A 25,494-nucleotide genomic window follows, 5' to 3' on the forward strand; every position below is an offset into this window, starting at 1 on the left:
GTGGCTGCCGGGCGGTACGGCTGATGCATCGCAGGGCTTGAGACGCTAGCTAAGGGCGCCACACGGACAACCCTATGTCGAGGATGACGGCCCATGGTTCGTATCACCTTCAGCAGGCGCACGCCCAGTTCACCGACACCGTCCCCGGACCTCGCCACCGCCTTGCCCTGCCCCGAAGGCTGGTACTGCCTCGCGACGTCCGACGAGGTGGCCCCGGGCCGGCTCATCACGCGGCGGCTGGCCGGCGAAGACGCAGTGCTCTACCGGCTTCGCGACGGCAGTCCCAGGGCAATCCGTCCCTACTGCCCGCACCTCGGGGCTCATCTTGGGGTGGGCGGCAGGGTGGAGGGTGACGATCTCGTCTGTCCCTTCCACCGCTTCGCCTTCGCCCCTGACGGCGTGTGCGTGCGGACCGGCTACGGAACGTCCGCTCCCCGGGCTCGACTGGCCCTGTTGCCCGTCCGTGAGCAGAACGGCCTGATCTGGGTGTGGTACGGCCACCACGGCACGCCTCCCGCCTGGCAGCCGTTGGAGCTTCCCGCCATGGAAGGGAGCGTCAGCGCTCCGCGGTGGGTCAGCGCCGACTTCAACGGCCACGTCCAGATGGTGACCGAGAACTTCATCGACATCGGGCATTTGGGAGCACTCCACCAGGCGGCCTGCACTGTCATCACCCCGCCTGCTTTCGACGGAGTGGACTTCACCGCCCGGTATCGGCTCACTCGTCGGTGGGCCGGCGGCCGCACCCTCGCCTCGGAGACATCGGTACACGGCAGGGCCCTGGGGGCAGGGGTCGTCACCGCCCGGCTGGGAGACTCCGTCCACGTCCTCGCAGCTCTCCTGCCCGTCCCGACCGATCCCGGCCGAGTCCGGGTCCGCGTCCTCACAATGGTCGCGATCCGCCCGCCCCTGCTTCCCGGCGGCCGGACGGCCCGTGTACCGCTGAAAGTTCTCGCAAGCGCAGTGAACCAGGCCGCCCTGTGGAGCACAGCCAAGGACGTCGCAAAAGATGGCCCCATCTGGCATTACAGCCGGTACGAGCCGCGCCCCCGGCTGGCCAAGGGTGACGGTCCCATCGGCTCCTTGCGCCACTGGGCAAGCCAGTTCTACCCGGACCCGGGGGCGGTGTAGACCGCACGGCGTCCGGCCCGAGTACCAGGTGGCGGGTTGAAGACCTCAGGGATGGCACGCGGCCGGTGAAAGGGGCGGTGCATGCCGGTCGTCCGGTTCGTCCACAGCACAGCGATCGCGGAGTAGGGGGCTGGGCATGGCAGTGTCGAGGCAGGTACCGGTCGCGATCATCGGCATCGGGTGCAGGTTCCCGGGTGGGGTGGAGTCGGCTGCGGGGCTGTGGAACCTTCTGCTGGAGGACAGGGACACGGTCAGCCGGGTCCCTGCGGACCGGTGGGACGCCCGGCGTCTGAAGGCGTTTCAGCACCCGGATGACGCCGAGCGCTATGACCGCGGCTGCTTCGTCGATGGGGACATCTGGGCCTGGGAGCCGGAGGCTCTGTCCGTGGCGATGCTGGAGGCGGCCACGGTGGATCCGCAGCACCGGCTGCTGCTGGAGACCGCGTGGGAGGCGGTGGAGCATGCCGGGGTCCCTGTTGCCCGGCTGCGGGGGTCGCGCACAGGGGTGTACCTGGGCATGTACGCCGCCGACAACCTGCTGCGGGATGCCCGGCCGGTCGAGGACTATCCGGACGTCGTTTACGCCTTTGGGAACTTCCCGGCCAACGCGGCCGGGAGGGTGGCGTTCGCCATGGACCTGCGCGGGCCGGTGATGGTGGTGGAGACGATGTGCTCCTCCGGACTGGTGTCGGTGCACGTGGCGTGCAGTGCCCTGGCAGCAGGTGACTGTGATGCCGCGCTGGCCGGGGCGGCGTTGCTGATGCCGTCGCCGGAGTGGCTGCACTACGAGGCCGAATGGCTGCTGTCGCGCAAGGGGCGGTGCTACGCCTTCGACGAGCGTGCGGACGGATATGTGCGCGGTGAGGGCGCCGGTGTGGTGCTGCTCAAACGGCTGGAGGACGCGGTACGCGACGGTGACCGGGTGCTGGCGGTGATCCGGGGATCGGCAGTCAACGCGGACGGGCAGTCCGAGCGGATGACCGCTCCGTCCACGCTGGTCCAGCAGGACGTGTTCCGTGCCGCGGTGGCCCGCGCCGGGATCGACCCGGGCACGGTGGGACTGGTGGAGGCACACGGGCCCGGCACCTACGTCGGCGACCCGATCGAATACACGTCGATCAACGCGGTCTACGGGCAGGGCCAAGGGAGGTGCGCGCTGGGGTCGGTCAAGACGCACATCGGGCATTCCGAGCCCGCCTCGGGCCTGGCCGGGCTGATCAAGGCGGTGCAGTGTCTGCGCCACGGGCAGATCGCACCCAACCAGAACTTCACCGCCTGGCATCCCTCCATCCCCACCGGCTCCGGTTCACGGCTGTTCGTGCCGACCGAGCTGGTCGATGCGTGGCCGGTGCCGGGTGCGGTCCGGTCGGCGGCGGTGTGCTCGTACGGAATCTCCGGGACCAATGCCCACGTGCTCCTGGAAGAGGCACCGGAGTCCGTGCGGCGGCCCATCTCGGACCCGCGGATTACCGTTCACGGCCGAACTCTGACGGGCGACAAGGCTCAGCAGCGCGTGTTTGTCCTGTCGGCGGCCTCCCCGTCGGCGCTGCGGATCGCTGCGACACGGCTGGCCGACTGGCTGGACGGTGCGGGCGGGCAGGTGCCGCTCAGGGACGTCGCATACACCCTGGCACTTCGCCGCTCGCCGGCCGGCGAGCGGCTGGGCGTGGTCGCCTCGTCCCGGGAAGACCTGGTTGGACGGCTGCGTTCCTGGGCCGGCGAGTCGGACACGGACGGTGCGGTCGCCGGGCATGCCGTGCTGCCGGGGGACGATCCCGGGCCGGTGCTGGTCTTCACCGGGCAGGGCTCCCAGTGGGCGGGCATGGGCAGGAAACTGATGGCCTGTGAGCCGGTGTTCGCCGAGGCGATCCGCCGGATCGAGCCGGTGATGGCCCGGGAGGGCGGCTTCTCCCTGACCGCGCTCCTGCACAGGGGTGAGGAGCCGACGGGTGTCGGCCAGGTCCAGCCGGTGCTGTTCGCGGTCCAGGTGGCGCTGGCCGAGGTGTGGAAGTCGTGGGGGGTGTGCCCCGCCGCGGTCATCGGCCAGTCGCTGGGCGAGGTGGCCGCCGCAGTGGTGGCCGGGGCGCTGTCCCTGTCCGACGGGGTGGCGGTGATCACGCGGCGCGCGGCGCTCCTCGCCGAGACAGCCGGGGGCGCCATGGCCTCGGTGCTGCTGGGCGTCGAGCACGTCGAGGCGGACCTGGCGGCCGTGGGGGCGGACGGGGTGTCGATCGGAGTTGTCACCTCACCGCAGGCAACCGTGGTCTCGGGCGACGCGTCCCAGATCGAACGGCTGATCAGGCTGTGGACGGAACGGGGCGAGGTGGTACGACCGGTGAAGGTCGATGTGGCCTCCCACTCCGCGCACATGGACCCGATCCTGGAGCGGCTGCACGATGTGCTCGCCGGCATCGAGCCGCAGGAGCCGGAGATCGCCTTCTACTCGACCGTCACCGACGACCCCGGCGGCACCGGGCTGCTGAACGCCCGGTACTGGGTCGACAACCAGCGTCGCACCGTACGCTTCGACCGGGCCTGTGCCGCCGCGCTCGCCGATGGCCACCGCCTGTTCATCGAGTGCTCCCCCCATCCGCTGGCGGTGCGTGCTGTGGGCGACATCGCCCGGCACGCCTTGGTCCGTGACGTGCACGCGGTGGGCAGTCTGCGGCACGGCACCGACGATGTGGAGACGTTCCTGACGAACGTGGCGTCGGTCCACTGCTGCGGCCAGGCCGTGGACTGGTCGAGCCGGTACGGCGAGGGGGAGCTGGCCGAGTTGCCCGGCATGTCCTGGCACCGGGTGCACTACCGCAAGGACCCGCCCTACCGGCTCGTCGCCCCGGGCCTGGTCGGAGCCGAGCAGCACAGCCTCCTGGGCGGCCACGTCGCCGACCCCGCCGGCTCCGGCCTGCATCTGTGGCAGACACCCATCAGCCCCGCCCGGATACCGTGGCTGATCGACCACAAAGTGGCGGGGGTCCCGGTCATGCCGGGGGCCGGGATATGCGAAATGGCGCTCGGCGCCGCGGCGGCGATCTTCGGCACCGACGATCTGTGCGTGCGTGACCTGGTATTGAAGGTGCCGCTGGTCCTGGACCCGGAGCCGTTGGTGACCGTCCGCGCGGTCCGGGACGGCGAGCAGGCACAGGTGGAGGTGCTGTCGCACACCGACGACGGGCCCATCACCCACGCATGCGCTGCCGTCGCCCCGGGCGGCGGCCGTCAGTCCAAGTGGGAGGGCGGCCCGGCTGCCCTCGCGGAGGGCTGGACGGATTCCCCGCCGTCGCAGCTGTACGCGCGGTTCCGGGAGCGGCACGACATCACGCACGGTCCGGCCTTCAACGGCCTGGAGCGCGTCCAAGTGTCGACCAGCTCCGACGAGGGGATCGCCACTTTGCGGATTCCCAACGAGGGGCGCGTCTCCTCGTGGATGATGCGCCTGCATCCGTCCCTGCTCGATGAGTTCGTGCAGACGGCGGTCGCGGTCTGGGTGGGCCGGTACACCACCGCCCCGGGCCCGGTCGTCGTCGCCGGGTTCGACGAGGTGCGCGTGTACGGCGCTACCGGGCACGCGCGGGCCGCACGGGTGATGCTGCACGAGGCCGGCGAGATGCGCTGCCGGGCATCGGGCGTGCTGACCCTCGCGGACGGCACAGTGGTCGCGGAGGTGGAAGGTCTGTGGCTGGCCAACATCACTCCGCCGGAAGAGCGATTCGCATCCCGCCTTTCCCACCTGAGGTGGGAGCCCACCGAGCCCTTTGAGCCCGCGACGTCCCCCGCCCGGAGCTGGCTGGTGATCGCCGAGACCAACGAGCCGCAGGCCGCCGCCCGCGTATCCGAGGCACTGCGAGACGCGGGAGCCAAGTGCGAACTGGTGACCGTGCCCCTCGGACAGAGCCTGACCCCCGAGCACCTCCACTCGGCCGAACCGGCCGACGTGGTCCTCGTCGCCGACCCGGGCAACAGCCGGCCGGTGGATCCGCGGACGGCCGCGGACCGCGCGCTGCGTACCGTCGAGGCGATCCGGCTGCTCGACGAGCTACCGCAGGCGCGCAGGCTGTGGGTAGCCCGGCCCGGTGAGAACGCGGACCCGACGGTCGACGCCCTACGCGGGGTACTGCGCACTGCCGCCTACGAGTGCCCGAAGGTGGCCGCCAGCCTGGTGGAGTACTCCGACGCCACACAGCCCGCCGCGATCGCCCGCACACTCCTGCACAACGGACCGCCCATCGAGTGCGCGTGGCGGGGCACCCGGTTCTCCGTCCTCCGGCTGGTCCCCGGAGCCCCCGAGGCCCTCACACCTCCTCCGGAAGCCCTGGTGCGCTCCGCCGGCTCCTACCTGATCAGCGGAGGGCTGGGCGGTCTGGGACTGCTGACCGCAGCCTGGCTGGCCGGGAAAGGGGCGGGACGCATCGTGCTGCTGGGCAGGACCCGGCCCTCCGCCGAGGCTCGCGCGAAGGTGGAAGAACTACGCAAGGCAGGAGTGGACGTCGAGGTCCTTCAGGGCGACATCGGTGCCACCGGGGTCGCGGAGGAAGCGGTACAGGAAGCGGTGACCACCCGGCTGCCACTGCGGGGTGTATTCCACTGCGCCGGCAGCCTCAGCGACGCGACCATCGCCCGCATCAACCGCCCGATGTTCGACGCCACTTGGCGGGGCAAGGCAGAAGGGGCCTGGGCGCTGCACCGAGCCACCACCGGCCAGGAACTGGATCACTGGGTGCTGTTCTCCTCCGTCGCCTCCCTGCTGGGCTCGCCGGGGCAGGCGGTGCACGCTGCCGCGAATGCATGGCTGGACGGGCTTGCCGCGTGGCGGCGTGCGCAGGGCCTGCCCGCGACCTCGATCCAGTGGGGCGCCTGGAGTCAGGTGGGCGCCGGACAAGGCATGGCCGAGCGGGGCGTTGCGATGATCTCGCCCACCGAAGGCATCGACGCACTGGAGCGCATCCTGGCCGCCGGGCACCACCTCGTCGCATACTCCCCGATCGACCTCGCCCAGTGGACCGCCCCCTACCCGGACGCGGCCCGCTCGGCGCTGTTCGCCCAGCAGCTCGGCGAGAGTCAGGGACAGAACGGCAGCTCCAGCCTGCCGCGCGCACTGCGGGAAGCCGCGAGCGACGCCGAACGCCAAGTACTGCTGGAGGACCACGTCATGGACTGCGTACGGGACATCCTCGGCGGCACCAGTATGCGCATCACCCCCCGCACCTCCTTGGTCACGCTCGGCCTGGACTCGCTCAACGCAGTCCGGCTCAGAGTGCTGCTGGAGAACTCGCTCGGCATGAGCATCGACAGCGGCATCCTCTGGATGAAGCCCACCGCTGCGGGCCTCACGGAGTGGATCATGCACCGCCTCGGCTACCGGGAGGAGCAGCCATCATGAGCAGCGAGACGGTGCATTTCGCTGCCGAATGGCACTTCGGCAATACGGTGGTCGCCCCGCTCGGCATCGTCACGGCGGTGGTGCTGGGCGCTTGGGCGGTGCGCGAGGCACGGCAGGGCAGGACGGCACTGGCTGTGCTGATGGGCGCCGGCGTGGCGGCGACCTTCACGGATTCCGCAGTGCGCCTGCTGAGCGGACTGACCTTCACCCCGTCTGAGGAACGCCCTGTGCTCTACCGGGCGTTCGGCATCGACACCCCCCTGTGGGCACTCGCCGCCTACGCCTCGATCTTTCCCAGCGTCGCCTACGTGGGGTATCGGGCGGCCGCCGGGGCATGGCGCAGGAGGAAGTTCTGGCTCGCCGTGGGGGGCATGGTCCTCGGCCAGTTCGCCTTCGATCTGTTCGTGGTGCACGTGGTGGACCTATGCCACTACGCGGGCGCGAACCAGCCGCTGCGGATATGGGGTGTTCCCGTGTTCTGGTCGGCGGTGTGGGTCATCGCGCAAGCGGTCGTCGGCATGGGGTATGCCAAGGTCGAGCCGCACCTGGCGGTGCCGAGCCGATGGCTGGCCGTGCCGGTACTCGGCACGGGATGCCTCGGCCCTCTGGCCGTGCTCGTGTGGCCCACCATCACAGCCCTGCACTCGGCACTCGCGGACACGCTCGTCTCGATCGTTGCGGCGGCCAACGCGAGCCTGATAGCCACCGCCGTGCACCTGCTGGCAGCCCCCCACACAGCGCCAGCACCCCGCCCTCACGCTCTGGAGAAACCATGAGCAGCGGGGGCGATGAAGGGCTGGGGCACGCGGTGGTGATCGGGGCGGGAATCTCCGGCCTGCTGGCGGCGCGGGTGCTGTCCGACCACTTCTCGCAGGTCACACTGATCGAGCGGGACTCCATGGACGCGCCGCGCACCTGGCGCAGCGGAGTTCCACAGGCACGCCACCCGCACTTGCTGCTGGCCCGCAGCCAGCGGATCGTCGAGGAGCTGTTCCCCGGGATCTGGGACGACTTCAAGGAACTGGACGTCCCCGTCTTCGATTTCGGCTCGCGCACGATGATGCTGTTTCCCACCGGGTTCTCCCCGACCGTCGACAGCGGGGTGCTGTGCCGCTCGGTGAGCCGCCCCCGCTACGAGGCGGCGCTGCGCGAACGAGTGCTGGCCCTGCCTGCGGTGGCGTACCGGGACGGCAGCCGGGTCGTCGGCCTGGACCTGGATGGTCCCGCACGCAGGGCGGTTGCGGTGCTGGTCGCCGGCCGCGGCCGGAAGCAGGCGAGTGAGGACGTACGCCGGGTGGCGGCCGATGTGGTCGTGGATGCCGGCGGGCGCAACTCGCACCTTCCGCACTGGCTGTCCGCGTCCGGCCTGTCCCGTCCACGTGTGTCGCAGGTCGATCCCCGGCTGGGTTATGCAACCCGCCTGTACGAGATCCCCGATGGGGTGTACCTGGACTGGGACATCCTCGCCGAGTTCACCCGGTTTCCGTCGGCGTCCCGCGGCTGCGTCGGCCTGCGCATCGAGAACAACCAAGTGCTGTTCACGCTGCAGGGCAACGGCGGCGACTACCCGCCGGGAGACGAGGAAGGGTTCGCCGCCTTCGCCAGGTCACTGCGCCTGGACGTGACCGGCATGCTCGCCCGGCTGCAGGCCCGCTCGCCCATCTACTGCTACCGCAACACCGTGAACCGCTGGTACGCCTACCACCGAGTGCCGCGGTGGCCGCAGAACCTGATCGTCGTCGGAGACGCCCACTGCGTGTTCAACCCCATCTACGGACAGGGCATCACAGTCGCCTCCCAGCAGGCGTTCCTGCTCCGCCACATGCTCGAACAACGCAGCGGAGAGCCCGTCAGCAGGACCTTGTGCGCCTATCGTAGGCGTCAGGCGCGGCAGCTGCGCTGGCCGTGGCTGCTGTCCACCTCGGTGGACCGCGGCTGGCAGGAAGGCCCGGAGCCGCTGCCGTCGAGGTTTCTGAGCAGGGCGGCGGACGCGTGGATGTGTTCCCTCGCCGGAGACGCGGAGATGTTCTCCCGCTTCATCAGCGTTACTCACATGCTGTCCGGGCCCGGCATACTGCTGGCTCCCCGCTCTCTCGCCCGCATCGGGAGGGCCTACCTGCACCATCACCGGACTACCGGGGGCTCCCGCCGGGAGGAGATTCCGTGAAGCGCTCTCCCGAGACCAAAAGCCCTGCCACGGCGGCCCGGCAAGTGCGGCCACCCGGCCTGTTCCGGACTCCGGCCTTCGCGTGGGCTGCGGCCGGCGCGGTGTTCCTGGCGGCCCAGATGTGGGTGATCGGCCACTGGCTCGCCAGCGGGGGCCTGGACCGGAAGGTCACCGGCACCTACGAGATCTCTCAGACGCGTCGCACTGTTCTGACCGTGTGCGAGCTGGCCGTCATTGCCGCAGTGGCCGTATGTGCAGCGTGGATCATCCGTGACGTGCGGCGCAAGGGGCACGTCACCATCCATGCGGCGCTCTTCCTCGGCTACGGCACCGCGCACTGGATGGACCCGATCCTCAACTACGGCGGGTGGGGATTCGCCAACAGCCGCGCTGTTCATCACGTCGCCGGATGGGGTCCGTTCCTGCCGGGCTGGAGGGGGCCCGAGGCGTCCCCGCAGCCGCTCATCTACGCGACCGGTCTGTTCTTTCCCCTGCTCATCGGCTTGATCTGGATCACCCTCGCCATAGCAGTCAAGATCTCTGTGCTGCGTCCCCGCTGGGGACGGGCACGCATTACCGCAGCAGTGGTTGTCCCCACCATGATGGTCGAGGTTCTCGGCGAATCCCTGATCATCCGCAGCGGTGCCTACGCCTATGTCGGAGCGCCGCCAGAGCTGTCCCTGTTCGGCGGCCATTGGTACCAGATCCCACTCACCGAGATCATCTTGTGGCCGGTCGTCTTCGTCATCCCCACAGTCCTGCTCATCCTGAGCCCCCGCATGACCGGGCAGGAAGTGGCCATCTTCGCTGGGACACCCCCGTCAGGCGGAGTTCGTCACGGTGCGGTTCGGCTGCTGGCCGGCATCGGGTTCGCGCACGTAACGCTGCTGATCTGGCTGGTCGGTGTCAGCTTGTCCCTGCGGCATCAGGGCATTCCTGCCGGCACCCCTTCCTTCCTGCGCCTGTAGTCCGTCCAGGGCACGGGGATACTCTATGAAGGTCTCGCCTCAATGCCTTGACCACCACCGTGTCGCCCGCGGCTGCACTCGACGGGGCCGAGGCGAAGACGCCCGGAAACCTGCCCGGCACCGAGCGCCGCGCACACTACGACGCCGATGTCGCCATCGCCTTCGCCCGCTCGGGCCGCCGGGACGACTGCATCCGCGCGCTCCTGGCCGCCGAGCACCACGTACCGGAAGAGACCCGCGCCCGTCCGGCGGTGAAGTGTCTGGTCTCCGGGCGGACGACCACCGAGCTGCGCGGCCTCGCCGCACGCGTCGGCCTCCTGACCTGGCACCCTTGGCCAAGGCAGGCGTTCCGTCGCATATCTCAGCTGCACGAGCCGAACGGTGCCCGTCCTGGGACGGGCAGGCGCCGTACGGTGCCGTCTTCGAGCTTCGGACCAGGCCGACGGCGGCACCCTGAACCTCACCGAGGCCCGGAGGCAGGCCAACAAGCAGTCGGGCCCCTGGGTCGGAGCAACAGTACGGCCCCGTCGTCATGCGCCCGCCCGCTCGAAGCGCAGGACCGAGCTCCCCATGGCGCATGCACTGGCCGAAGCCTTACATAGCCGACGAACCCCGGTTAGCGAAACCGGCGATCACCAAGACCATAGATATCTCACCCGCTGTCACCGAATCGATCGAGGGAGATTCTCCGATTACTCATCGTCCACCGGCACCATCGCTGCTCACTACCGGGTTCCGGCGTTCCCGCTGGAGCCAGTGCTTACGAAGCTGCGGGCCTTACATCAGCTGCAGGAACCGTGCGGCGCCCGGCCTGGCGTGGGCAGTCGCCGTACGGCGCCGCCTTCGAGCTGCCGGCGAAGCCGCTGAAGCTCGGCGTGCTGGGCCGCGATCTGCGACAGCGCCCGCTGCCGGAACTCCTTCAGCTCGGCGATCTCAGTGTCCCGGGCGGACGCACGCTCGCGCAGGGCGACATTGTCCTGCTTGAGACGGGCGGTCTGGCCGTCACGAGGGTCGGGCACCGCTCCAGCGTCCTGCAGCGCCTTCAGGCGACGCTGGAACTCCTCGGCCAAGTGCTGGTACGGGCCGCGCCGCATGGCGCCGTCCCGGTTGCGCTTGGCGTAGAAGCCGGTCCGCGTCACCCCGGCCTCGGCTGCCAGGGTCTTGAGGTCACAGCGCCCGCCGGGCGGCAGCTCGCCGCGCAGCAGCCGGTCCACATGGCTCGGGCTCGAGGCGAGCCCGAGCCGCACCAGCATCGGGACGGTCACCGCACTCAGTCCGCCGGTCAGGCCGAGTGCGGTCAGGCCGGTGACCAGTTTGCGCAGGTCACGCACGTACCGCTTGGCGGTGCGCGGCGCGGCGACCTGCACCAGCGGATGGACGAGACCGGGCAGCCCGCGGGAGAGTTCGGCGGCCAGGTCGTCGTCCTCGGTGCCGTCGAGCGGGCATGTCAGACGTCGGCCGTCGGGGAAGACGAAGTCGACGCGCAGCGGATCCTGGTGGACGGTGGCAGGAATTTCAGAGGTTCTCCTCGTCGGTGAACTCGGCGGCGGCCTCGGCCTCGGCGGCCGGATCAGCGAGGCCAGCGGCGCGGCCCTGACGCAGGTACGCCTCGCGGTAGAAGCGCCGCATGTCCATGCAGCGCACGTAAAGTTCCGTGGTCAGACCGCTGGAGTGACCGAGGATGTCGCGCAGCACGAGCAGCGGCTCGGTGCGCGTGAGATACAGCGCCAGCGCCGCGTCCTCGTCGGTGTCCAGCACCAGCCGCGCGGCCTGCTCGTAATAGCCCTGGCTGAGCCGCTTGAGGGTGGCCATCGCCATCGTGTGGCGCAAGGTATGGGCGGACACGATCGGGAACCGCGGCTCGAAATCCCGGCGGATGCGCCGCGAGGTCCAGCGGAAGACGGTGTCCCAGTCGGTGAACGGCACGCCGGTCGACTGCAGGGCCACCAGCGGCGACCGCCCGGCCTCGTCCACCAGCCGCAGCCGCTCCTCCGGCAGGACCAGCCGCCACGACCGGCGCACGCCCTCGACATGGCCGCCCTCCCAGTCCGGATCACAAACCTCCAGACCGGGCCCCTGCCCGGGATGTACAGACCCCAGCTCGCGGCTACCTCCCGGTCCAGATCCAGGTACTGGTGCATCCGCGCGAGAGCGTCGTACATCACCCACGACTCCCGGGCCTTCTTGCCCTTGGTGACCGCCCTACTCAACGGCAGCGGAACCGGAACCGGCGTCCGCCGCGGCGGAAGTCCGGGGACCTCATACCGCAACAGATAGGTGAATTCTTGAGTCCTCAGCCCAGACGACAGGACGAACGTGGCCAAGGCCGCGTTTCCGCCCCAGCATCCGGCCACGGAACCCCGACGGCATCCCGTCCGGCCCGAGTCCCGTCAGAGCGTTGACGAAGAGCTCCGCGAACTCCTCCTCCAGGTACTTCATCGTCACGTGCCGCTGCGCCCGGCGGAGGACGGCGTTGTTGCGCCGCACCTCCCGGGGGCCGCCGGCCTCGGTGAAGCGCCGGGCCCACGACTAGGTGAACGGCACGTTCGCGCAGTGCTCGTTGTCCACGCACCAGCCGTAGAAGCGGGACATCGCGTTCACGCGCTGGTTCCAGGTCTCGACGTCCCACCGCTCCTTGAGCGGCCCGGCCAGCCGGAACTGGGCCAGGACGCCGAGCGCAGCACGGAGCTCGTCGCGGGCGCCGTACGGATCCACACCGTACCGCTGGAGGAACTCCAGCCAGGCCAGGAGTGCCCGCACGTACGCCCACCAAGAACGCCACGCAGGAACCCCGTTGACCGGCCGCTCACGCAGCCAGGTGTTGGCGAGCACGGTGGCCCGCGGTCCGGACGCGTCCTCGAACCGAAGGTCGTCGTCGATCAGAACCGGCATGCGCTCAGGGATCAGCGGCTCGTAGTCCAGCCCCCACTGTTCCCACCCCTCGCGGGAGAAGGACCTCAGCAATATGCTTCGGGACCGTACATGCCAACTCGCCCGAGTGCAGGAGATACAGAAAGGTCCTCGTGCTGCTCCATCGACCGCGAGTCAACGAATGAGACGCGACAGGTGTGCAGGGATAGGCGGGAAGTCGTAGGAACCAGCCGACCCGGGCCCGGCCGCGCAAGCTGCCGAACGGCACCATCACCGCGCGAACAGCCGGTCCAATGCCGACCGGCTCTCGTCGTCCGTGGCGCGGTAGATCACCAATCGCTGGTCCGGATCCTGAAGTGGCATCAGCACTTCGAAATCCACTGCGATCACACCGACGGCAGGATGCCGCATCACCTTGCGCCCGCGGCCGCTGACCTGGATGTCCCGCTCGGCCCACAGCCGCGCGAAATCCTCGTCTCGAATGGTGAATTCGGAGATGAGGTCGGTCAACGCCTGATCCTCCGGATGCGCGGCCCACGCGGCACGCAGGTGGGCGATTCCCTCCCGCACGACGCGTTCGCGATCGACGTAGAAATCGCGCAGCTCCGGATGCATCAGGCACAGCCACATCGCATTGCGCTGTGAGGGTGGCAGGGTGTCGAAATCCACGAGCAGCCTCGCCATTTCGTCGTTCCAGGCCAGGATGTCGTAGCGGTGGTTCATCAGCATGGCCGGCAGCGGCGACAGGTCGGCGACCAGCCGGGCCAGCGACGGTGCCGCAGTGGTGGCGGGCTTGTCGGCGTTGCGGGGGCGCTGCTGGGCCAGGTCGAAGAGGTAGGCGCGTTCGTCGGGGGCCAGGCGCAGTGCCCGGGCCAGCGCCTCCGTCACATCCGCCGAGGGCCGCAGCCCGCGGGCCTGTTCCAGCCGCACGATGTAGTCCGTGCTGACACCGGCCAGATCGGCGACTTCTTCGCGGCGCAGTCCGGGGGTCCGCCGGGACCGCCGACGCAAGGGCAGGTCGAAATCGTGCGGATTCAAGCGTTCGCGCCGGGTCCGCAAGAACGCGGCCAACTCCTGTGTCCTGTCCACGGTGCGGGTGGGGGTGCGGGGCATCATGGCCGGTCCAACAACCAGGGTAGGACTGGCGTTCCCAGGAATCTTCTTCCCTTACCTCCGGCTCTCCGCGGTCACAGAATCGTTCCCGGCAACGGATCACAAGCGCAGGAGGACATCATGTCGCTCACCCTCGACACGTACCGGCTTCTCGGCCGCTCCGGATTGCGGGTCTCACCGCTGGCGCTGGGCGCTGCGACCTTCGGCACCGAGTGGGGCTGGGGTGCCGGGCAGGACGACGCACGCAAGCTGTTCGACCTCTACGTCGAGCGCGGCGGCAACTTCATCGACACCGCCGACACCTACACCCATGGCAGCTCGGAGCGCCTGCTGGGCGAATTCACCCGCGACAACCGCGACAGCCTGGTCCTTGCGACGAAATACTCGACGCTGCGCCGGCCCGGCGATCCGAATTCCGGGGGCCCGCACCGCAAGAACCTGTTCGCGTCGGTGGAATCCAGTCTGCGGCGGCTGAAGACGGACTACATCGATCTGCTCTACCTGCACCTGTGGGACTTCACGACGCCGGTCGAGGAGATCTTGCGTGGCATGGACGACCTGGTCCGGCAGGGCAAGGTCTTGTACGTGGCGATCTCCAACGCCCCGGCCTGGCAGGTGTCACGCATGCAGGCGATCGCCGATCTGCGCGGCTGGTCGCCCCTGATTGCCCTCCAGATCGAATACAGCCTGATCCAGCGTGCCGGGGAACGTGACCTGATCCCCATGGCGGGAGAGATGGGCCTCGGGGTGGTCCCGTATTCACCGATGGGTGGCGGGGTGCTCACCGGCAAGTACAGCCGCGACGATCTGACCGGGACGAGCACCGGATCCGGGGAAAGCACCCGCAAGAGCCTCAACCACGCCTTGGGGTGGGTGACCGAACGCAACCTCGCCGTTGCCGACGTGGTGAAGAAGGTCGCGACGGAGCTGAGCCGCACACCCGCCCAGGTCGCTCTGGCCTGGACCCTGCGGAACCCCGGTGTGACGGCACCGATCATCGGTGCCCGCACCCCCGCACAACTGGAGGACAACCTGGGCGCCCTGGAGGTCGACCTCAGCGCCTCCCACCTGGCCCGCCTCGATGAGGCAGGCGCGATTCCCCTCGGCTACCCGCACACCTATCTCGCCGGCGACTCCGCCCGCACGCAGACCCGGGGCGACCTGAAGATCGAAGCCCGCGGCTGACCCCTGACCGGGCCGGGGGGCGGGCGGCCCCTCGAAGCCGGGCGGCCCCTCGAAGCCGGGCGGCCCGGAGGTGCCGGGACGGGAATCGTGCGGTGCGGGGTTGCTCCTTCTACCCGGCCGTGGCCCGGCAGGTCAGGTCCTCGGCGGGGAGCCTGCCCGTGGTCAGGTAGACCGTGACGGCCTTGTCCGCGCAGGGATTGCTGTCCGGCGCGTAGAGGACGCCGTGTCCCTCGCCGCCGGCGACGGTGCCCTTGGCGTCGCAGCGTTTCCACTGGAGCTTCTGCTGCGTGTACTGCCGCGGAAGGTCCTTGGCAGTGGAGCCAGTGGAGGCGGCGGATGCCGTGGACTCGGCGAAGGGCGTTGCGGGCGTCAGTGCCGAAAGGGTGGCCGCCGCGAGGCCGGCGGCGAATAGCGGAGCCTTGCGGGTGTTTCTGCTTGGCACGATGATGCTCGTCCTTGCCGAGGAGAGGGGGCAGCCGGTTCACCGGTGGGGAAAGGGAAGGCCGTTCAGTTCCGTTTCAGTTTCCGATTCCTTTTCCGTGCAGGTGCTCGCGGACGCACTGCGTGTACTGGTGGAAACTGTCGGGCTGGTAGCACTCTTGCGTCTTGTTCGCGTACCAGACCATGAAGACGGCGGCCAGCCCGGACACCACGATCGCGAGGGACGACGTCACCACGGCGGTGACGGCCTTGCCCCGGCCAGCACCGGTCCGCTTGGCCGATGTCAGCGCGGCGATGCCCAGGATCAGGCCGATCACGGCGAGCGGGCCGCCGATGAAGACGACCGAGGTGCACAGGCCGATGATGCCCAGTGTCACGGCGGCCGTGGCCAGGCTGTTCTTCTCGATTCCCTGGGCGTTCATCGGCCCGTCCTTCCGTCCCGTCAACTGGTGAGACCCCGATTCTGGTTTTCGGGGCCCGCGGGCACATCGCGGGAAGGCGGGAGAATCCGCTCCCCCGATCGAGGGAGGCCGCCGGTGGGCCGGCCGGTCATACTTGCCTGGCCATGTTCAGAGGAATTCGGCCGCTGCTGCGCGGCTCCACGTATTCGGGTGCGTTCTTCGCCTATTGCGGCGCGTTGGCGAGCCTTCCCCTGCTGCCTTTCGCAGCACTACCGGCGATGGCGTGGCCATCCGCTTCAGTGGGAGTGCAGTGCGCTCTGACCGTGGTGGTTTGGTCCGTACTGATCGGTGTGATCGGGCTGGCTCGTACGACGCGGCGGGTCCTGATCGCTTGCGCCCGGCGGATGCTGGGGGTGCCGTTGCCGGATCCCGTGCGCGAGCGGCGGCGTGCGGGCTCGCCCGGTGACGGGACGGCTTCTTCTTCCACGGCATCGGGCGCCGATCGCCTGCGGACCCCGCTCTGGCTGCTGTCGCACGTGGTGCTGGGGTGGGCGGGGGTGCAGCTGAGCGTCCTGCTGTTCGCCGCGGGCCTGCTCCTTCCCGGCGGTTGGGCCGGCGCGGAAGCCGGGGTGAGTGTGAACGGCTGGACGCTGCGGGCGGAGAGCGGCTGGCAGAGCTGGGCAGCGGCGCTCTGCTGCCTTCTGCTGGCGGCGGCTCTGTGCCTGGCGGTGACGTGCGCCCTGCGGTGGCTGGCGCCCAGGCTGCTCGGCCCCTCGTCGGCCGAGCGGCTCGCGCTGGCGGCCGAGCGGGAGCGGGCCCTTGCCGAACGCAACCGGCTGGCCCACGAGTTGCACGATTCGATCGGGCACACGCTGACGGCCGCCACGATCCAGGCAGCGGTGGCGGGCGAGGTGCTCTGTGCCGACCCGGTGGCGGCGCGGGCCGCCCTGCGCAGCATCGAGGAGTCGACCCGGGCCGCCCTTGAGGACCTGGACTACGTGCTGGGCATGCTGCGCGAGGAGCAGGCGAGCACGGCGCCCGTCCGGGCCCTGGCCGACCTGCCCGAGCTGCTCGACCGGCTGCGGCACGCGGGCGCGGTGGTGGAGCCTGAGCTGTCGGGCGGCTATGCGCAGGTGCAGGGGACGCTCTCCCGGGCGGCGTACCGGATCCTGCAGGAAGGGCTGACGAACGCGCTGCGGCACGGAGCGGGCGGTCCGATCCGGGTCAAGGTGGCGGCCACGCCGGACTCGCTGGAGCTCGAGGTCGTCAACCGGACCGGAGCCGGGAGCGGAATGTGCCCGGCTGCCTTCCCGACGTCCGGGCACGGCCTGCCCGGTCTCTTTGAGCGCGTGCGGCTCCTGCACGGCGAAATCGAGGCCGGTCCGGACGGACCGGAGCTCTGGCGGCTCGCGGTCCGGCTGCCGGTACGCTTGCCCGCATGATCGGCTCACAAGCGAGCGCAGCGGTCACGACAGGCCCCGGCGCGAGCGCAGCCGTCACAACTGACACCGTCGACGCCTCGAACCGCACCACACTCCTGATCGCGGACGACGACGAGGTGACCCGCAGCGGACTGCGCACGCTGCTCGCCATGCAGCCCGGGATCGCCGTCGTCGGGGAGGCCGCCGACGGCGTCGAAGCGGTCGAGCGGGCGCGGGAGTTGCGGCCGGACGTGGTCCTGATGGACGTACGCATGCCGCGGCGCAACGGCATAGAGGCCACCCGGCAGCTCCTCGCCGGGCCGGCCGACCCACCGAAAGTCGTGGTGATCACCACCTTCGAGAACGACGACTACGTCACCGCCGCACTCAGCGCCGGGGCCAGCGGCTTCGTCCTCAAGCGGCTCCCCGTCCCCAAGATCGCGGAGGCGGTGCGGGTGGTCGCGGCGGGCGAGGCGATCCTCTTCCCGGCGGCCCTGCGCCGGATGGTCACCGCCCGCCCACGGGGATCCGCCGAGGCGCTGCCGCGGGCTGCGCTGACGGGCCGGGAGGAGGAGGTGCTGCGCCTGATGGCCACCGGCCGGTCCAACCCGGACATCGCACAGTCGTGCAGGGTGAGCCTGGAGACGGTGAAGACGCACGTCGGAAACGTGCTGACCAAGCTCGGTGCGCAGAACCGGACTCACGCGGTGGTGATCGCGTACGAAACCGGCCTGGTCGTGCCCGGGGTCACGGGCTGAGGTCGGCGGGGCCAAGGAGCTGGAGCGCGCGTACGGCAGAATCACGCTGTGACGTCCATGGGGATCCTGGCCGAACTGGAAGCCGGCATGGCAGAGCTGTCCACGCCGATGCGGGTGTACGTGGCGACCGGGCGGTTCACCGAACCGGAACCCGGCCTGCCGGAGCTGGCCGTCCGGATCCGCACACTGCTGGCCGCGATCGCGGCGGACGATGCCTGGCAGCGCTTCCTGCCCGGGTACGCTCCGCCGTCCGTCCCGGAGATCTGCGCCGCCCTGGAAGCGCTGGAGCCGCACGGAGCGGCCTCGTTCCTGGCCCGGGTCGCGGCCGTCGACCTGGTCTGGCCGAGCCACCTCCACCTCCCCGTCGAGACTGCCGAGCGCGCGGCGGACCGGGTGGTGTCCCTGCTCGGACCGGCAGCCAGGTGGTGGACCAACCACGACGCCGAATGCGGCGCAGTGAATGGACTCACCCCACTGTTCGACAGCCTGCTCGCAGGAACGGACGGTGAACACTTCACGCTGGCCGTGCAGATCGCCGACGACTGAGCACCTCTGCGACCTGGGGCTTGCAGGGGATACGCGCTTCGACCCTCTGGCAGGTGTACGAGATGACGGGCGGACGGGGCGGTGGCCGGGCATGCACCCTCGGGGAACGCGACGACGACCTCGCCACGCCCGCGCCGCCCGATGCCCGATGCCCGCCAGGCTGCCTCGAGCGGCCGGGGCCGCACGCTTCGCGCAGCGGGCCGGTGAGGAAGCTGTTGCGGATCCGGACGATGGGAGTTGATGTCGCCGGCCGCGGTTTCAGCCACCTATTGGTTGATCTTGGTGAGGTGAGGCCGCCTCGGTGGTGAAGCGGTACACCGAGCAGCCGAAGACCGCGTACGAGCATGCCTGGGAGATCCGGGATGCGTACTCAAGGGCCACGGGAAACGGGGACGGTCCCGGGCGGCACGGTAAACCGGGCGTACGCCCGCCGGCCGCCCACGCCGCCTCCTCACGCCATGTCCGTCCGAACCCGCCCGCGCGGGGGCTTGCTGCGGCAGGCCGCCTGGTGCGGGACTTCAAGGGGGGCGGGGCCAAGGTGGTTGTCAGCAGGATGCGGGTCCCGTCGGGGTTTCCCCTGGACTATCGGCCAGTGCCGCGTCCACGGCGGCCTCGGCGTGCAGTCGTGCGGTGGGAAAGACCGGGACAGGGCTGTCCTCGGGGTCGATGAGAAGTTCGATTTCGGTGCAGCCCAGGATGATGCCTTCCGCGCCGGCGGCGACGAGGTCCTTGATGACCGTCTGGTAGGCGGCGCGGGACGCCTCCCGCACGATGCCCAGGCACAGTTCCTCATAGATCACTTGGTGCACGAGCGCGCGCCCCTCGGCGTCCGGGACACACACGTCGAGTCCACCCGCTTCGAGGCGACCTCGGTAGAAGTCCTGCTCCATGGTGAACGCGGTGCCCAGCAGCCCGACCCGGCGCAGGCCCGAAGCCCGCACGGCGTGTGCGGTGGCGTCGGCCAGGTGCAGCAGCGGGACCGAGACCGCCGCTTCGACATGGTCGGCGACCTTGTGCATGGTGTTGGTACAGATGAGCATCAGGTCGGCACCGGCCGCCTCCAGAGACCGGGCAGCCGCACCCAGGATCTCACCGGCCTCCGTCCAGCGGCCCTGGACCTGCAACTCCTCGATCTCGGCGAAGTCCACCGAGTACAGCACGCATCGGGCCGAGTGGAGTCCGCCGAGCCGGTCGCGCGTCAACTCGTTCAACAGCCGGTAGTACTCGGCTGTTGACTCCCAGCTCATTCCACCGATCAGCCCGATCGTCTTCATCACCACGAACTCCTCACGCTGACTCCGAGGGGCACCCCTGGCGTGCGCCGGCCACCCACCCATAAGGGATCAAGAATCCCACACCCCGAGGTATAAGCGTCGCTTTGATGCTGTTGTCCGGGGCCGGGGCCGGCTTCGAGCCCGTGTCCGCAGTTGGCGGGCGTGGGTGTCGGTGCGGACGTTGTTGCCGCAGCCGGGCCGGCAGGCATACTGCCGCGGAGCTGTCGCCCCCCCGGTTCGGGTCGCAGAGCGCGTTGTCGTGCTTGAACACGCAGATCAAGAACGCGTCGGGCTTGTCGCAAAGCAGGACACCATCCCGGGCAAGGAACCTGGCGGCCTTCCCCCCGACGTCGTAGCCGCTGAAAGTGCGGGCGTCCAGGACGGTTCGCATGTGCACGTACTGGATCGCGAGCGCGATCAGCCCGTCCGGACAACGGGCGACATGCCAGGCCAGGGTGCGGCGGAACCGCGACATCCCGATCGCTCCATGCGGATCCTCGGGAACCATCTGATGGGACAGCCCCAGGGGACGTGGCCTCGCGATTCACTCAGACGACGAATCTCTCGATCCGGTCGTTCAGCGAACCACCTTTCTGAGAAGGGGTTCCTGATCAGGGACCATGCGTTCCAGGACACGGATAGCGCGGACGACCGGAGTGATCGCCGATCACAGCCCCTGCACTAATGGCGGGAGGGGGTTATTCCGACCGTGCACTATTCCTCTCTTCTCCTCTGGTCGTGGCCTCATCCTCAGAGCTCGCCCTTGTCCCGCAGCAAGGGCTCCACGACATGGATCCCGGTCATGCGGGTCAAGTCGGCTGACAGTGCCTCAGCAGCCGTCGGGCCAAGCCTCGTGATGAGACCTGGCCCCATGATCCGGATCGGCAGCGATACTCCAGGTTCAGTGGCGGGTTTGCCACCAGACGACTACCAGGCCAAAGGCTGTAGTCCCGGCGGCGTATCCGATCCCGCGCAGAGCACCGTCGCCAAGTTTGCGAGCGCCGCCGGCCAAGACGTGCGGCCACTTCCTAGGGGTCTGGTGGCGTACTGACTCGCTGCCTTCCCTAAACTCACTCATGGGAACCCTTCTGTCCGACTCGATGGATACGGGTGGTTCCAGTCGGGCTCTCTCGGCCGAATGCTTGCCGGCTGGGCCGAGAGGGCCCGTTCGCACGAACCACTTGTCTTTAAAAGGGGGTTGGTCCCTTCTTGACGTCGAAGTCTAGAGAGATGCCACGCAGCCCGGACGCGTACCCCTGGCCCACTGCGCGGAACTTCCACTCGCCGCCGTACCGGTAGAGCTTGCCGAAGACCATGGCGGTCACCGTAGAGGCGTCATTGCGCAGGGCCCGTAGCGGCCGAGTTCCTGGCCGTCGGCCTGGTTGATGACGCGGATGAACGCGTTGCTGACCTGGCCGAATGTCTGGTCGCGTTCGTCGGCCAGGGTGAATGGGGACCAAGAGGGCGATCTTGTCGCACTGAGGCCGCGCGAGAGCGCTGGCATCCAGGTCGAAGGGTGCGCCGGTGGTGGAGCGCGCGTTCCAGCCGAGGATGAAGTCGAGGAAGATCATCAGCAGGAACATGCTGCCAAGGTGGCATTCGACAGGCACGAGTCGTTACCAACTGCTGGCCCCGTCCTTCACGAGGTGCATGGTGTGCGGGCCCCCTCGCCTTATCCGAGCAGCCTCCCACGGACCACGGTGCCAGATGGCCGGGGTGGACGCTCAGCCCGAACTTCGAGGGCCACAAAGTCACCCACCAAATGAAGAAGCTGACCGAGCCGCGCAAGTCCTCCGAAAGTTTTTGACACGGACGAGGCGCCTGCGCGAGATCACTCGGGGTTCAAGGATGGACTCTCAGCTCGTGCGGCAAGGTACTCGGCCCAGTCCCGTCGGGCGTAGGCGACCCAGCGGAGTGCGGTGTGGCGGTGCATCCCGGTCACGTCGGCGAGGATCGGGCTGGGGAGATCAGCGGCGAGGGCGGCCAGTGCCGCGTTGCGGGCGGTGCGAACCGGGACACCGTGCCGGTTGAGTTTCTGAGTCATGCCGTGCGTCGAGATCGGCTTGCCCGGGACCATGCCCGGGAAGAGCCACCGAGGGCCTGGGTGAACTCGCGAGAGCTGCGGCCGCAACTGGGGTTGTTCGGCGAGTTGCCGCAGGAGTTCGGCGAGTCGTGGAGGCAGCAGGACGGGGTGGCGGCCTAGGACCAGGTGAGCGTGCTTGTCGCCGAACTTGAGGTGCTCGGGTATCAAATGGCAGAGGCGTTCGGTGGACGGGCCGAACAGCAGGGTGATCGCGCCGGCAGCCCGGACGTCCGTAGGCAGGGCATCGTCGGTCAAGCAGCGCTGGAGGAGCGGCCATCGGTCGTCTTCGTCGAGCAGGTTCTGGGGTTCCTGGCTCGGGATGGCGGGGACGGTCAGCTCGCGGGTGAGCCGACGGCTTGTAGTCCATTTCAGGAAGTAACGGATCAGGTAGCGCCGTTGACTGGTGGCTCCGGCGATCCAGTCGTCGATGTGCTCCTGGGCGAGGTCGGCGAGAACCAGGCCGCGTTGGTCCATCCAGGCCAGGAAGTCCAGGGCGACGCTGACGCGGCGCCGCAGGTCGCGGTCGGCGGAGGCGGGATGGTGGCGGTAGGCGGCCCGTTGGCGTGCTCGCCGGAGCAGGAACCAGTGCAGGAACGGGCGGGCGAGGTTGGCGTGGGCGTCCGGCTTGTCCTTGAGCTCGTGCTCCAGCCAGCCGGGGATGCGTTCGAGGTCCTCATGCCGTTTATCCAACACGCCGGTGTGTACGAGGAGTTGGCGGATGTAGCGCTGGTTCCGGCTGGGCGGGAGCTCGTCCAGCAGTTCGTGGCTGAGGGTCTGGCCTTCGGCCGCGAGCCGGGCGAGGACCTTGGTGTTCGGGCTCTCCTTGATCCACTGGATGGCGGGGAACGGCGAGGGAACGGACGCCAGCGCGGCCGCGAGCGGCTCCAGCTGCGGGGCGACCGTGCCGTCGGGCCCGGCCAGCAGGGCGTTGACCCGCTCGGCGAGTACGCAGTGAGCGCATCGGCCGCGGCTGTGGGGGTTGCCGGCCCGGCCGCACTGGCGGCAGGTGTAGTTGGCGGCGAAGCCGACGCAGGGTCCGCAGACGCCAGTGCCGTTGTCGTCCCGCGCGATCAGTGGCTGGACTGTGCCGCAGAGGGGGCACTCGGCCGGTGACCGGAGCACGGCGGTGTAGCAGACCTGGCAGACCGGCCCGATCGGCCATCGGGTGTTGACCGGCTTGGTCTGACCGCAGCGGGCGCATGGCTCGCCGGTGCGGTGTCGCTGGTAGCAGTTGGCGCAGATCGGCTGGCCCTGCCCGTCGCGGCTGGTGCAGGGGCGGACCCGGCTGCAGATCGAGCAGGTCGCCTCGGGGCCCTGGTAACAGCCGTCGCAGAGGTCCGGTTGACCGTCGCGCGCGTTGCAGGCGATCCGCTTGAGTTGCCCACACCGACCGCAGAGACGCCGTGGCCGGCGGTGGCGGTTGTAGCAGAGGTGGCAAAGTGCGCCGTCGGCGTCAACGAGGGCGGCGGCTGCGGTCTTTCCACAGCCCACGCAGGTGTGCATGGGACGTCTCCAGCACTTCATGCACAACCCTCGGCCGTCATCCCGTCGCACCACCGGGTGTCGGAGCTGACCGCAGCCGGCGCACTCCTCGAACGTGGCGGGGTCCGCGCGGTAGCAGCGATGGCAGATCGGGCCTTCCGGGCGCCGGGCAGTCACGCGCTGGCCGTCACGGTGGCAGCGTGCGCAGGTTTCGCGTTGGCGGCTTCGGGCGTCGCACGAACCGCAGACCCGCCCTTCGGGGCGGAGTTGCCGCAGGTCAGAACGGATCTTTCCGCAGTGCGCGCACCCGGGGCGAACGACCGGGTGTCCGGCTTCGTGCAGCACCTCGGCCAGCCGCAGCAGAACCGGTGGGCAGAGGGAGCTGCCCGAGGTCAAGGCGTCAGGGTGAGCGGCCATGTGATCGGCCAGCTCCTCCAGGAACCGGGCGGCGCCGCGGACGGGGATCGGCACCGCAGCCTCTAGCACCGCTGTCGCGTCGGCGGTGCTGAGGGTCGGCAGGGCCGTTATGACCTGACCAACGGCGGCGTTCGTGGCAGCTTCCATCCGCGCCGCTTGCGCGGCAAGACGGGCGACGACCGACGGGGCGGTCGGAGAAGGCGCGGTCACAGGCCCTCCGGGCGCCGGATCGAGGTCCGGCGCACGGCCGGAAGCGGGCCAGACGTCTCGCCGCCGGCGGTCTTGCGTACCTCTTCGTTGACGACCTGGACTTCGATGAGGTCGTTGGGCTGGCAGTCGAGGATGTCGCACAGAGCCGCGAGGGTGTCCATCGACAGCCGCTGCGGCGGCTGCGTGACCAGGCGGAAGACCTGCTCGCGCGAGAGGGTGACGCCCCGTTCGGCCAGCAGCGGCACCAGGTCGGTGGTCTGGAACATCTCCCGGTCGGCCATGAGCTTGCGCAGGTTCCAGCGGTAGCCCATCTTCTTGATCACTTCGGGTCCTCCCAGATGCCCGGGTACCGCTCGCCCAACTTCTTGTGCACCAGCCGGTTGCGGTACTCGTCCGAGACGCCGGTATAGAGGGCCGTCGTGCTGGCATAGCCGTGACCGGCCTGGTCTTGGATGAACCGTTCCGGGTAATCAAATTCGGTCAAATGCGTGATATACGAATGTCTCAGGCAGTGCAATTCGAGTTCTTCGGGCAGGTCCGCGGCCTGCTTGGCAGCCTCGAAGGCTTCGTTTGCAGACCGGCGCGACAGGCGTCCGGCGCGTTCGGTGACCCAGATCGCGGGGTGCTTACCCACGTTGAAGCGGGGCCGGACTTCGGTCAGGTAGTGGTTGAGGTCGTCGACGATCCAGTCCATCTCGGGGACGGTGAAGATGGTGCGGCGCTTGGGCGGGCTGCCCTTGGAGGACTTGCCCCAGCGTACGAACACCGCCCCGTGGCGCTTGTATTGCGGGGCCTTGGGGTTGCGCCGCAGGTCGGCGAGATCGAGGCCGACGTTCTCCCGGCGCCGCATGCCGTAGGCGTAGTACGTCTTGAGCAGGGCGGAGTCGCGCATCGCAGTCAACGCGCCCTTGCGGACGCGCTTTCGGATCTTCTCGACCCGTCCGTCGGCAGCGTCGAACAGGTCCTGGATCTCGTCGTAGGTCAACGGTCGGCGGCTCGGGTCGCCCTCGTACTCGCTGACGTGGGTGACGGTGTTCCACTCGTGCAGGATCTGGACCGGCACCTCGCCGAAACGCTCCTGACAGACGGACATCCATCCGTAGCGGGGATCGGTGATGAACTCGCAGAACAGCCGCAGGTGGTTTTGGTAGTTCCGGCCGCTCGCCACCGTGAACGTCGGCGTCTTCGTGCGCAGGTGGTCGATGAACGCCTCGAACTCCGCCGGCTGCCACTGCCACGGGTACTGGTTGGAGAACTCGGCGAACCGGCGGACCAGCGACAGTCGCGGCTTGATGGTCCCGTCCCACTTCAGAAAGCGGGACCGCTGCTGCTTGGTCCACCCCTCCAGCATGGCCTCGAACACGGCAGGCGCGGGGTCCATGTAGGAGATCCCGTCCACGAGCATCAGGTGTGCCGCACCCGCCAAATCGGCAGCTTTCGCCACTCCAACCTCCGTTGCGTTAGACGCATCATTGTTGGGATGACATCGGTGAAGCGCAAGAGTGCCTGGTAGATCGCCTGCGCAGTGCGAGAGGATGGCGGAGCAGAGGCCCATCACCTGCCGATTCGCGGTTACTTGGACCCTGCGGAGTGCTGCATCAGATGCAACTCCGCCCCGTTTTCCTCCGGGCGCATACCGGTCA

18 protein-coding genes and 2 pseudogenes are annotated in these 25,494 nt (G+C 69.3%); 9 read left to right on the plus strand and 11 right to left on the minus strand.

The window, feature by feature from the left end; translation table 11 throughout:
• The first annotated feature begins 93 nt into the window (after positions 1 to 93).
• From PS271_RS01890 to PS271_RS01910, 5 genes are all read left to right on the plus strand, one after another.
• A complete protein-coding gene (locus tag PS271_RS01890) occupies positions 94 to 1,131 on the plus strand; it encodes a Rieske 2Fe-2S domain-containing protein (protein WP_398379504.1) in 1,038 nt (345 codons plus the stop codon).
• A 136-nt stretch (positions 1,132 to 1,267) separates the two neighbouring features.
• Positions 1,268 to 6,514 carry an SDR family NAD(P)-dependent oxidoreductase gene (locus tag PS271_RS01895; protein ID WP_398379506.1) on the plus strand — a complete coding sequence of 1,749 codons (5,247 nt, stop codon included), beginning with the start codon at positions 1,268 to 1,270 and terminating at the stop codon, positions 6,512 to 6,514.
• Complete coding sequence (locus tag PS271_RS01900; RefSeq protein WP_398379508.1) at positions 6,511 to 7,290, plus strand: hypothetical protein; 780 nt, start codon at positions 6,511 to 6,513, stop codon at positions 7,288 to 7,290. The genes PS271_RS01895 and PS271_RS01900 overlap by 4 nt, the downstream gene beginning before the upstream one ends.
• Complete coding sequence (locus PS271_RS01905; RefSeq protein WP_398379510.1) at positions 7,287 to 8,681, plus strand: FAD-dependent oxidoreductase; 1,395 nt, start codon at positions 7,287 to 7,289, stop codon at positions 8,679 to 8,681. The genes PS271_RS01900 and PS271_RS01905 overlap by 4 nt, the downstream gene beginning before the upstream one ends.
• The gene (locus PS271_RS01910; protein WP_398379512.1) at positions 8,678 to 9,649 is read left to right on the plus strand and encodes a spirocyclase AveC family protein; all 972 of its coding nucleotides are present in this window, start codon (positions 8,678 to 8,680) and stop codon (positions 9,647 to 9,649) included. The genes PS271_RS01905 and PS271_RS01910 overlap by 4 nt, the downstream gene beginning before the upstream one ends.
• A 782-nt stretch (positions 9,650 to 10,431) precedes the next feature.
• Here PS271_RS01910 and PS271_RS01915 read toward each other — a convergent pair.
• The 4 genes from PS271_RS01915 to PS271_RS01930 form a co-directional block, all read right to left on the minus strand.
• Entirely contained in the window at positions 10,432 to 11,016 is a 585-nt protein-coding gene (locus PS271_RS01915) for a hypothetical protein (protein WP_398379514.1), read from the minus strand.
• A 148-nt stretch (positions 11,017 to 11,164) separates the two neighbouring features.
• On the minus strand, positions 11,165 to 11,671 hold the full coding sequence (locus PS271_RS01920) for a site-specific integrase (protein ID WP_398379516.1): 507 nt from the start codon (positions 11,669 to 11,671) through the stop codon (positions 11,165 to 11,167).
• 507 nt (positions 11,672 to 12,178) lie between these two features.
• The gene (locus PS271_RS01925; RefSeq protein WP_398379518.1) at positions 12,179 to 12,541 is read right to left on the minus strand and encodes a site-specific integrase; all 363 of its coding nucleotides are present in this window, start codon (positions 12,539 to 12,541) and stop codon (positions 12,179 to 12,181) included.
• A 249-nt stretch (positions 12,542 to 12,790) separates the two neighbouring features.
• Entirely contained in the window at positions 12,791 to 13,636 is an 846-nt protein-coding gene (locus tag PS271_RS01930; protein WP_398379520.1) for a helix-turn-helix transcriptional regulator, read from the minus strand.
• Between the two features lie 117 nt (positions 13,637 to 13,753).
• Between PS271_RS01930 and PS271_RS01935 the strand changes: the two genes are divergently transcribed.
• Positions 13,754 to 14,818: an aldo/keto reductase gene (locus PS271_RS01935; protein ID WP_398379522.1), complete on the plus strand. Its 1,065-nt coding sequence runs from the start codon at positions 13,754 to 13,756 to the stop codon at positions 14,816 to 14,818.
• A 109-nt stretch (positions 14,819 to 14,927) separates the two neighbouring features.
• Here the strand turns inward: PS271_RS01935 and PS271_RS01940 are convergent.
• Both PS271_RS01940 and PS271_RS01945 read right to left on the minus strand, forming a co-directional pair.
• A pseudogene (locus PS271_RS01940) lies at positions 14,928 to 15,065 on the minus strand (alpha/beta hydrolase); the annotation flags it as partial.
• Between the two features lie 271 nt (positions 15,066 to 15,336).
• Positions 15,337 to 15,681, minus strand: coding sequence for a DUF4190 domain-containing protein (locus PS271_RS01945; RefSeq protein ID WP_398379524.1), 345 nt, complete (start codon positions 15,679 to 15,681; stop codon positions 15,337 to 15,339).
• Between the two features lie 302 nt (positions 15,682 to 15,983).
• Here PS271_RS01945 and PS271_RS01950 point away from each other — a divergent pair, with 302 nt between their 5' ends.
• From PS271_RS01950 to PS271_RS01960, 3 genes are read left to right on the plus strand one after another with little or no spacing between them, the layout of a single operon-like run.
• Positions 15,984 to 17,102: a sensor histidine kinase gene (locus PS271_RS01950; RefSeq protein ID WP_398379526.1), complete on the plus strand. Its 1,119-nt coding sequence runs from the start codon at positions 15,984 to 15,986 to the stop codon at positions 17,100 to 17,102.
• A complete protein-coding gene (locus PS271_RS01955) occupies positions 17,099 to 17,839 on the plus strand; it encodes a response regulator transcription factor (RefSeq protein ID WP_398379528.1) in 741 nt (246 codons plus the stop codon). The genes PS271_RS01950 and PS271_RS01955 overlap by 4 nt, the downstream gene beginning before the upstream one ends.
• Before the next feature lie 57 nt (positions 17,840 to 17,896).
• Positions 17,897 to 18,385, plus strand: a complete 489-nt coding sequence (locus PS271_RS01960; RefSeq protein ID WP_398386621.1) for a hypothetical protein — start codon at positions 17,897 to 17,899, stop codon at positions 18,383 to 18,385.
• 545 nt (positions 18,386 to 18,930) lie between these two features.
• Here PS271_RS01960 and PS271_RS01965 read toward each other — a convergent pair.
• The 5 genes and pseudogenes from PS271_RS01965 to PS271_RS01990 all read right to left on the minus strand — a co-directional run bounded on the left by PS271_RS01965 (position 18,931) and on the right by PS271_RS01990 (position 25,295).
• Positions 18,931 to 19,659: an aspartate/glutamate racemase family protein gene (locus PS271_RS01965; RefSeq protein WP_398379530.1), complete on the minus strand. Its 729-nt coding sequence runs from the start codon at positions 19,657 to 19,659 to the stop codon at positions 18,931 to 18,933.
• A 1,187-nt stretch (positions 19,660 to 20,846) separates the two neighbouring features.
• Positions 20,847 to 21,116: pseudogene (locus tag PS271_RS01975) on the minus strand (TerD family protein); the annotation flags it as partial.
• Positions 21,117 to 21,490: 374 nt separating this feature from the next.
• On the minus strand, positions 21,491 to 22,864 hold the full coding sequence (locus PS271_RS01980; RefSeq protein ID WP_398379532.1) for a hypothetical protein: 1,374 nt from the start codon (positions 22,862 to 22,864) through the stop codon (positions 21,491 to 21,493).
• A gap of 983 nt (positions 22,865 to 23,847) precedes the next feature.
• The gene (locus PS271_RS01985) at positions 23,848 to 24,174 is read right to left on the minus strand and encodes a helix-turn-helix domain-containing protein (protein ID WP_398379534.1); all 327 of its coding nucleotides are present in this window, start codon (positions 24,172 to 24,174) and stop codon (positions 23,848 to 23,850) included.
• Positions 24,171 to 25,295, minus strand: a complete 1,125-nt coding sequence (locus PS271_RS01990) for a tyrosine-type recombinase/integrase (protein WP_398379536.1) — start codon at positions 25,293 to 25,295, stop codon at positions 24,171 to 24,173. Before PS271_RS01990 ends, PS271_RS01985 begins: the two co-directional genes overlap by 4 nt.
• Positions 25,296 to 25,494: the final 199 nt, after the last annotated feature.

The sequence above is a fragment of the Streptomyces sp. SCA2-17 genome (assembly GCF_044336695.1).

Excerpts from the sequence above, each read along its gene's own strand:
- PS271_RS01895 (WP_398379506.1), top strand. The coding sequence starts at position 1,268 with ATGGCAGTGTCGAGGCAGGTACCGGTCGCGATCATCGGCATCGGGTGC.
- PS271_RS01960 (WP_398386621.1), top strand. The coding sequence starts at position 17,897 with ATGGGGATCCTGGCCGAACTGGAAGCCGGCATGGCAGAGCTGTCCACG.
- PS271_RS01930 (WP_398379520.1), bottom strand. The coding sequence starts at position 13,636 with ATGATGCCCCGCACCCCCACCCGCACCGTGGACAGGACACAGGAGTTG.
- PS271_RS01945 (WP_398379524.1), bottom strand. The coding sequence starts at position 15,681 with ATGAACGCCCAGGGAATCGAGAAGAACAGCCTGGCCACGGCCGCCGTG.
- PS271_RS01890 (WP_398379504.1), top strand. The coding sequence starts at position 94 with ATGGTTCGTATCACCTTCAGCAGGCGCACGCCCAGTTCACCGACACCG.
- PS271_RS01900 (WP_398379508.1), top strand. The coding sequence starts at position 6,511 with ATGAGCAGCGAGACGGTGCATTTCGCTGCCGAATGGCACTTCGGCAAT.
- PS271_RS01935 (WP_398379522.1), top strand. The coding sequence starts at position 13,754 with ATGTCGCTCACCCTCGACACGTACCGGCTTCTCGGCCGCTCCGGATTG.
- PS271_RS01965 (WP_398379530.1), bottom strand. The coding sequence starts at position 19,659 with ATGAAGACGATCGGGCTGATCGGTGGAATGAGCTGGGAGTCAACAGCC.
- PS271_RS01925 (WP_398379518.1), bottom strand. The coding sequence starts at position 12,541 with ATGCCGGTTCTGATCGACGACGACCTTCGGTTCGAGGACGCGTCCGGA.
- PS271_RS01905 (WP_398379510.1), top strand. The coding sequence starts at position 7,287 with ATGAGCAGCGGGGGCGATGAAGGGCTGGGGCACGCGGTGGTGATCGGG.
- PS271_RS01955 (WP_398379528.1), top strand. The coding sequence starts at position 17,099 with ATGATCGGCTCACAAGCGAGCGCAGCGGTCACGACAGGCCCCGGCGCG.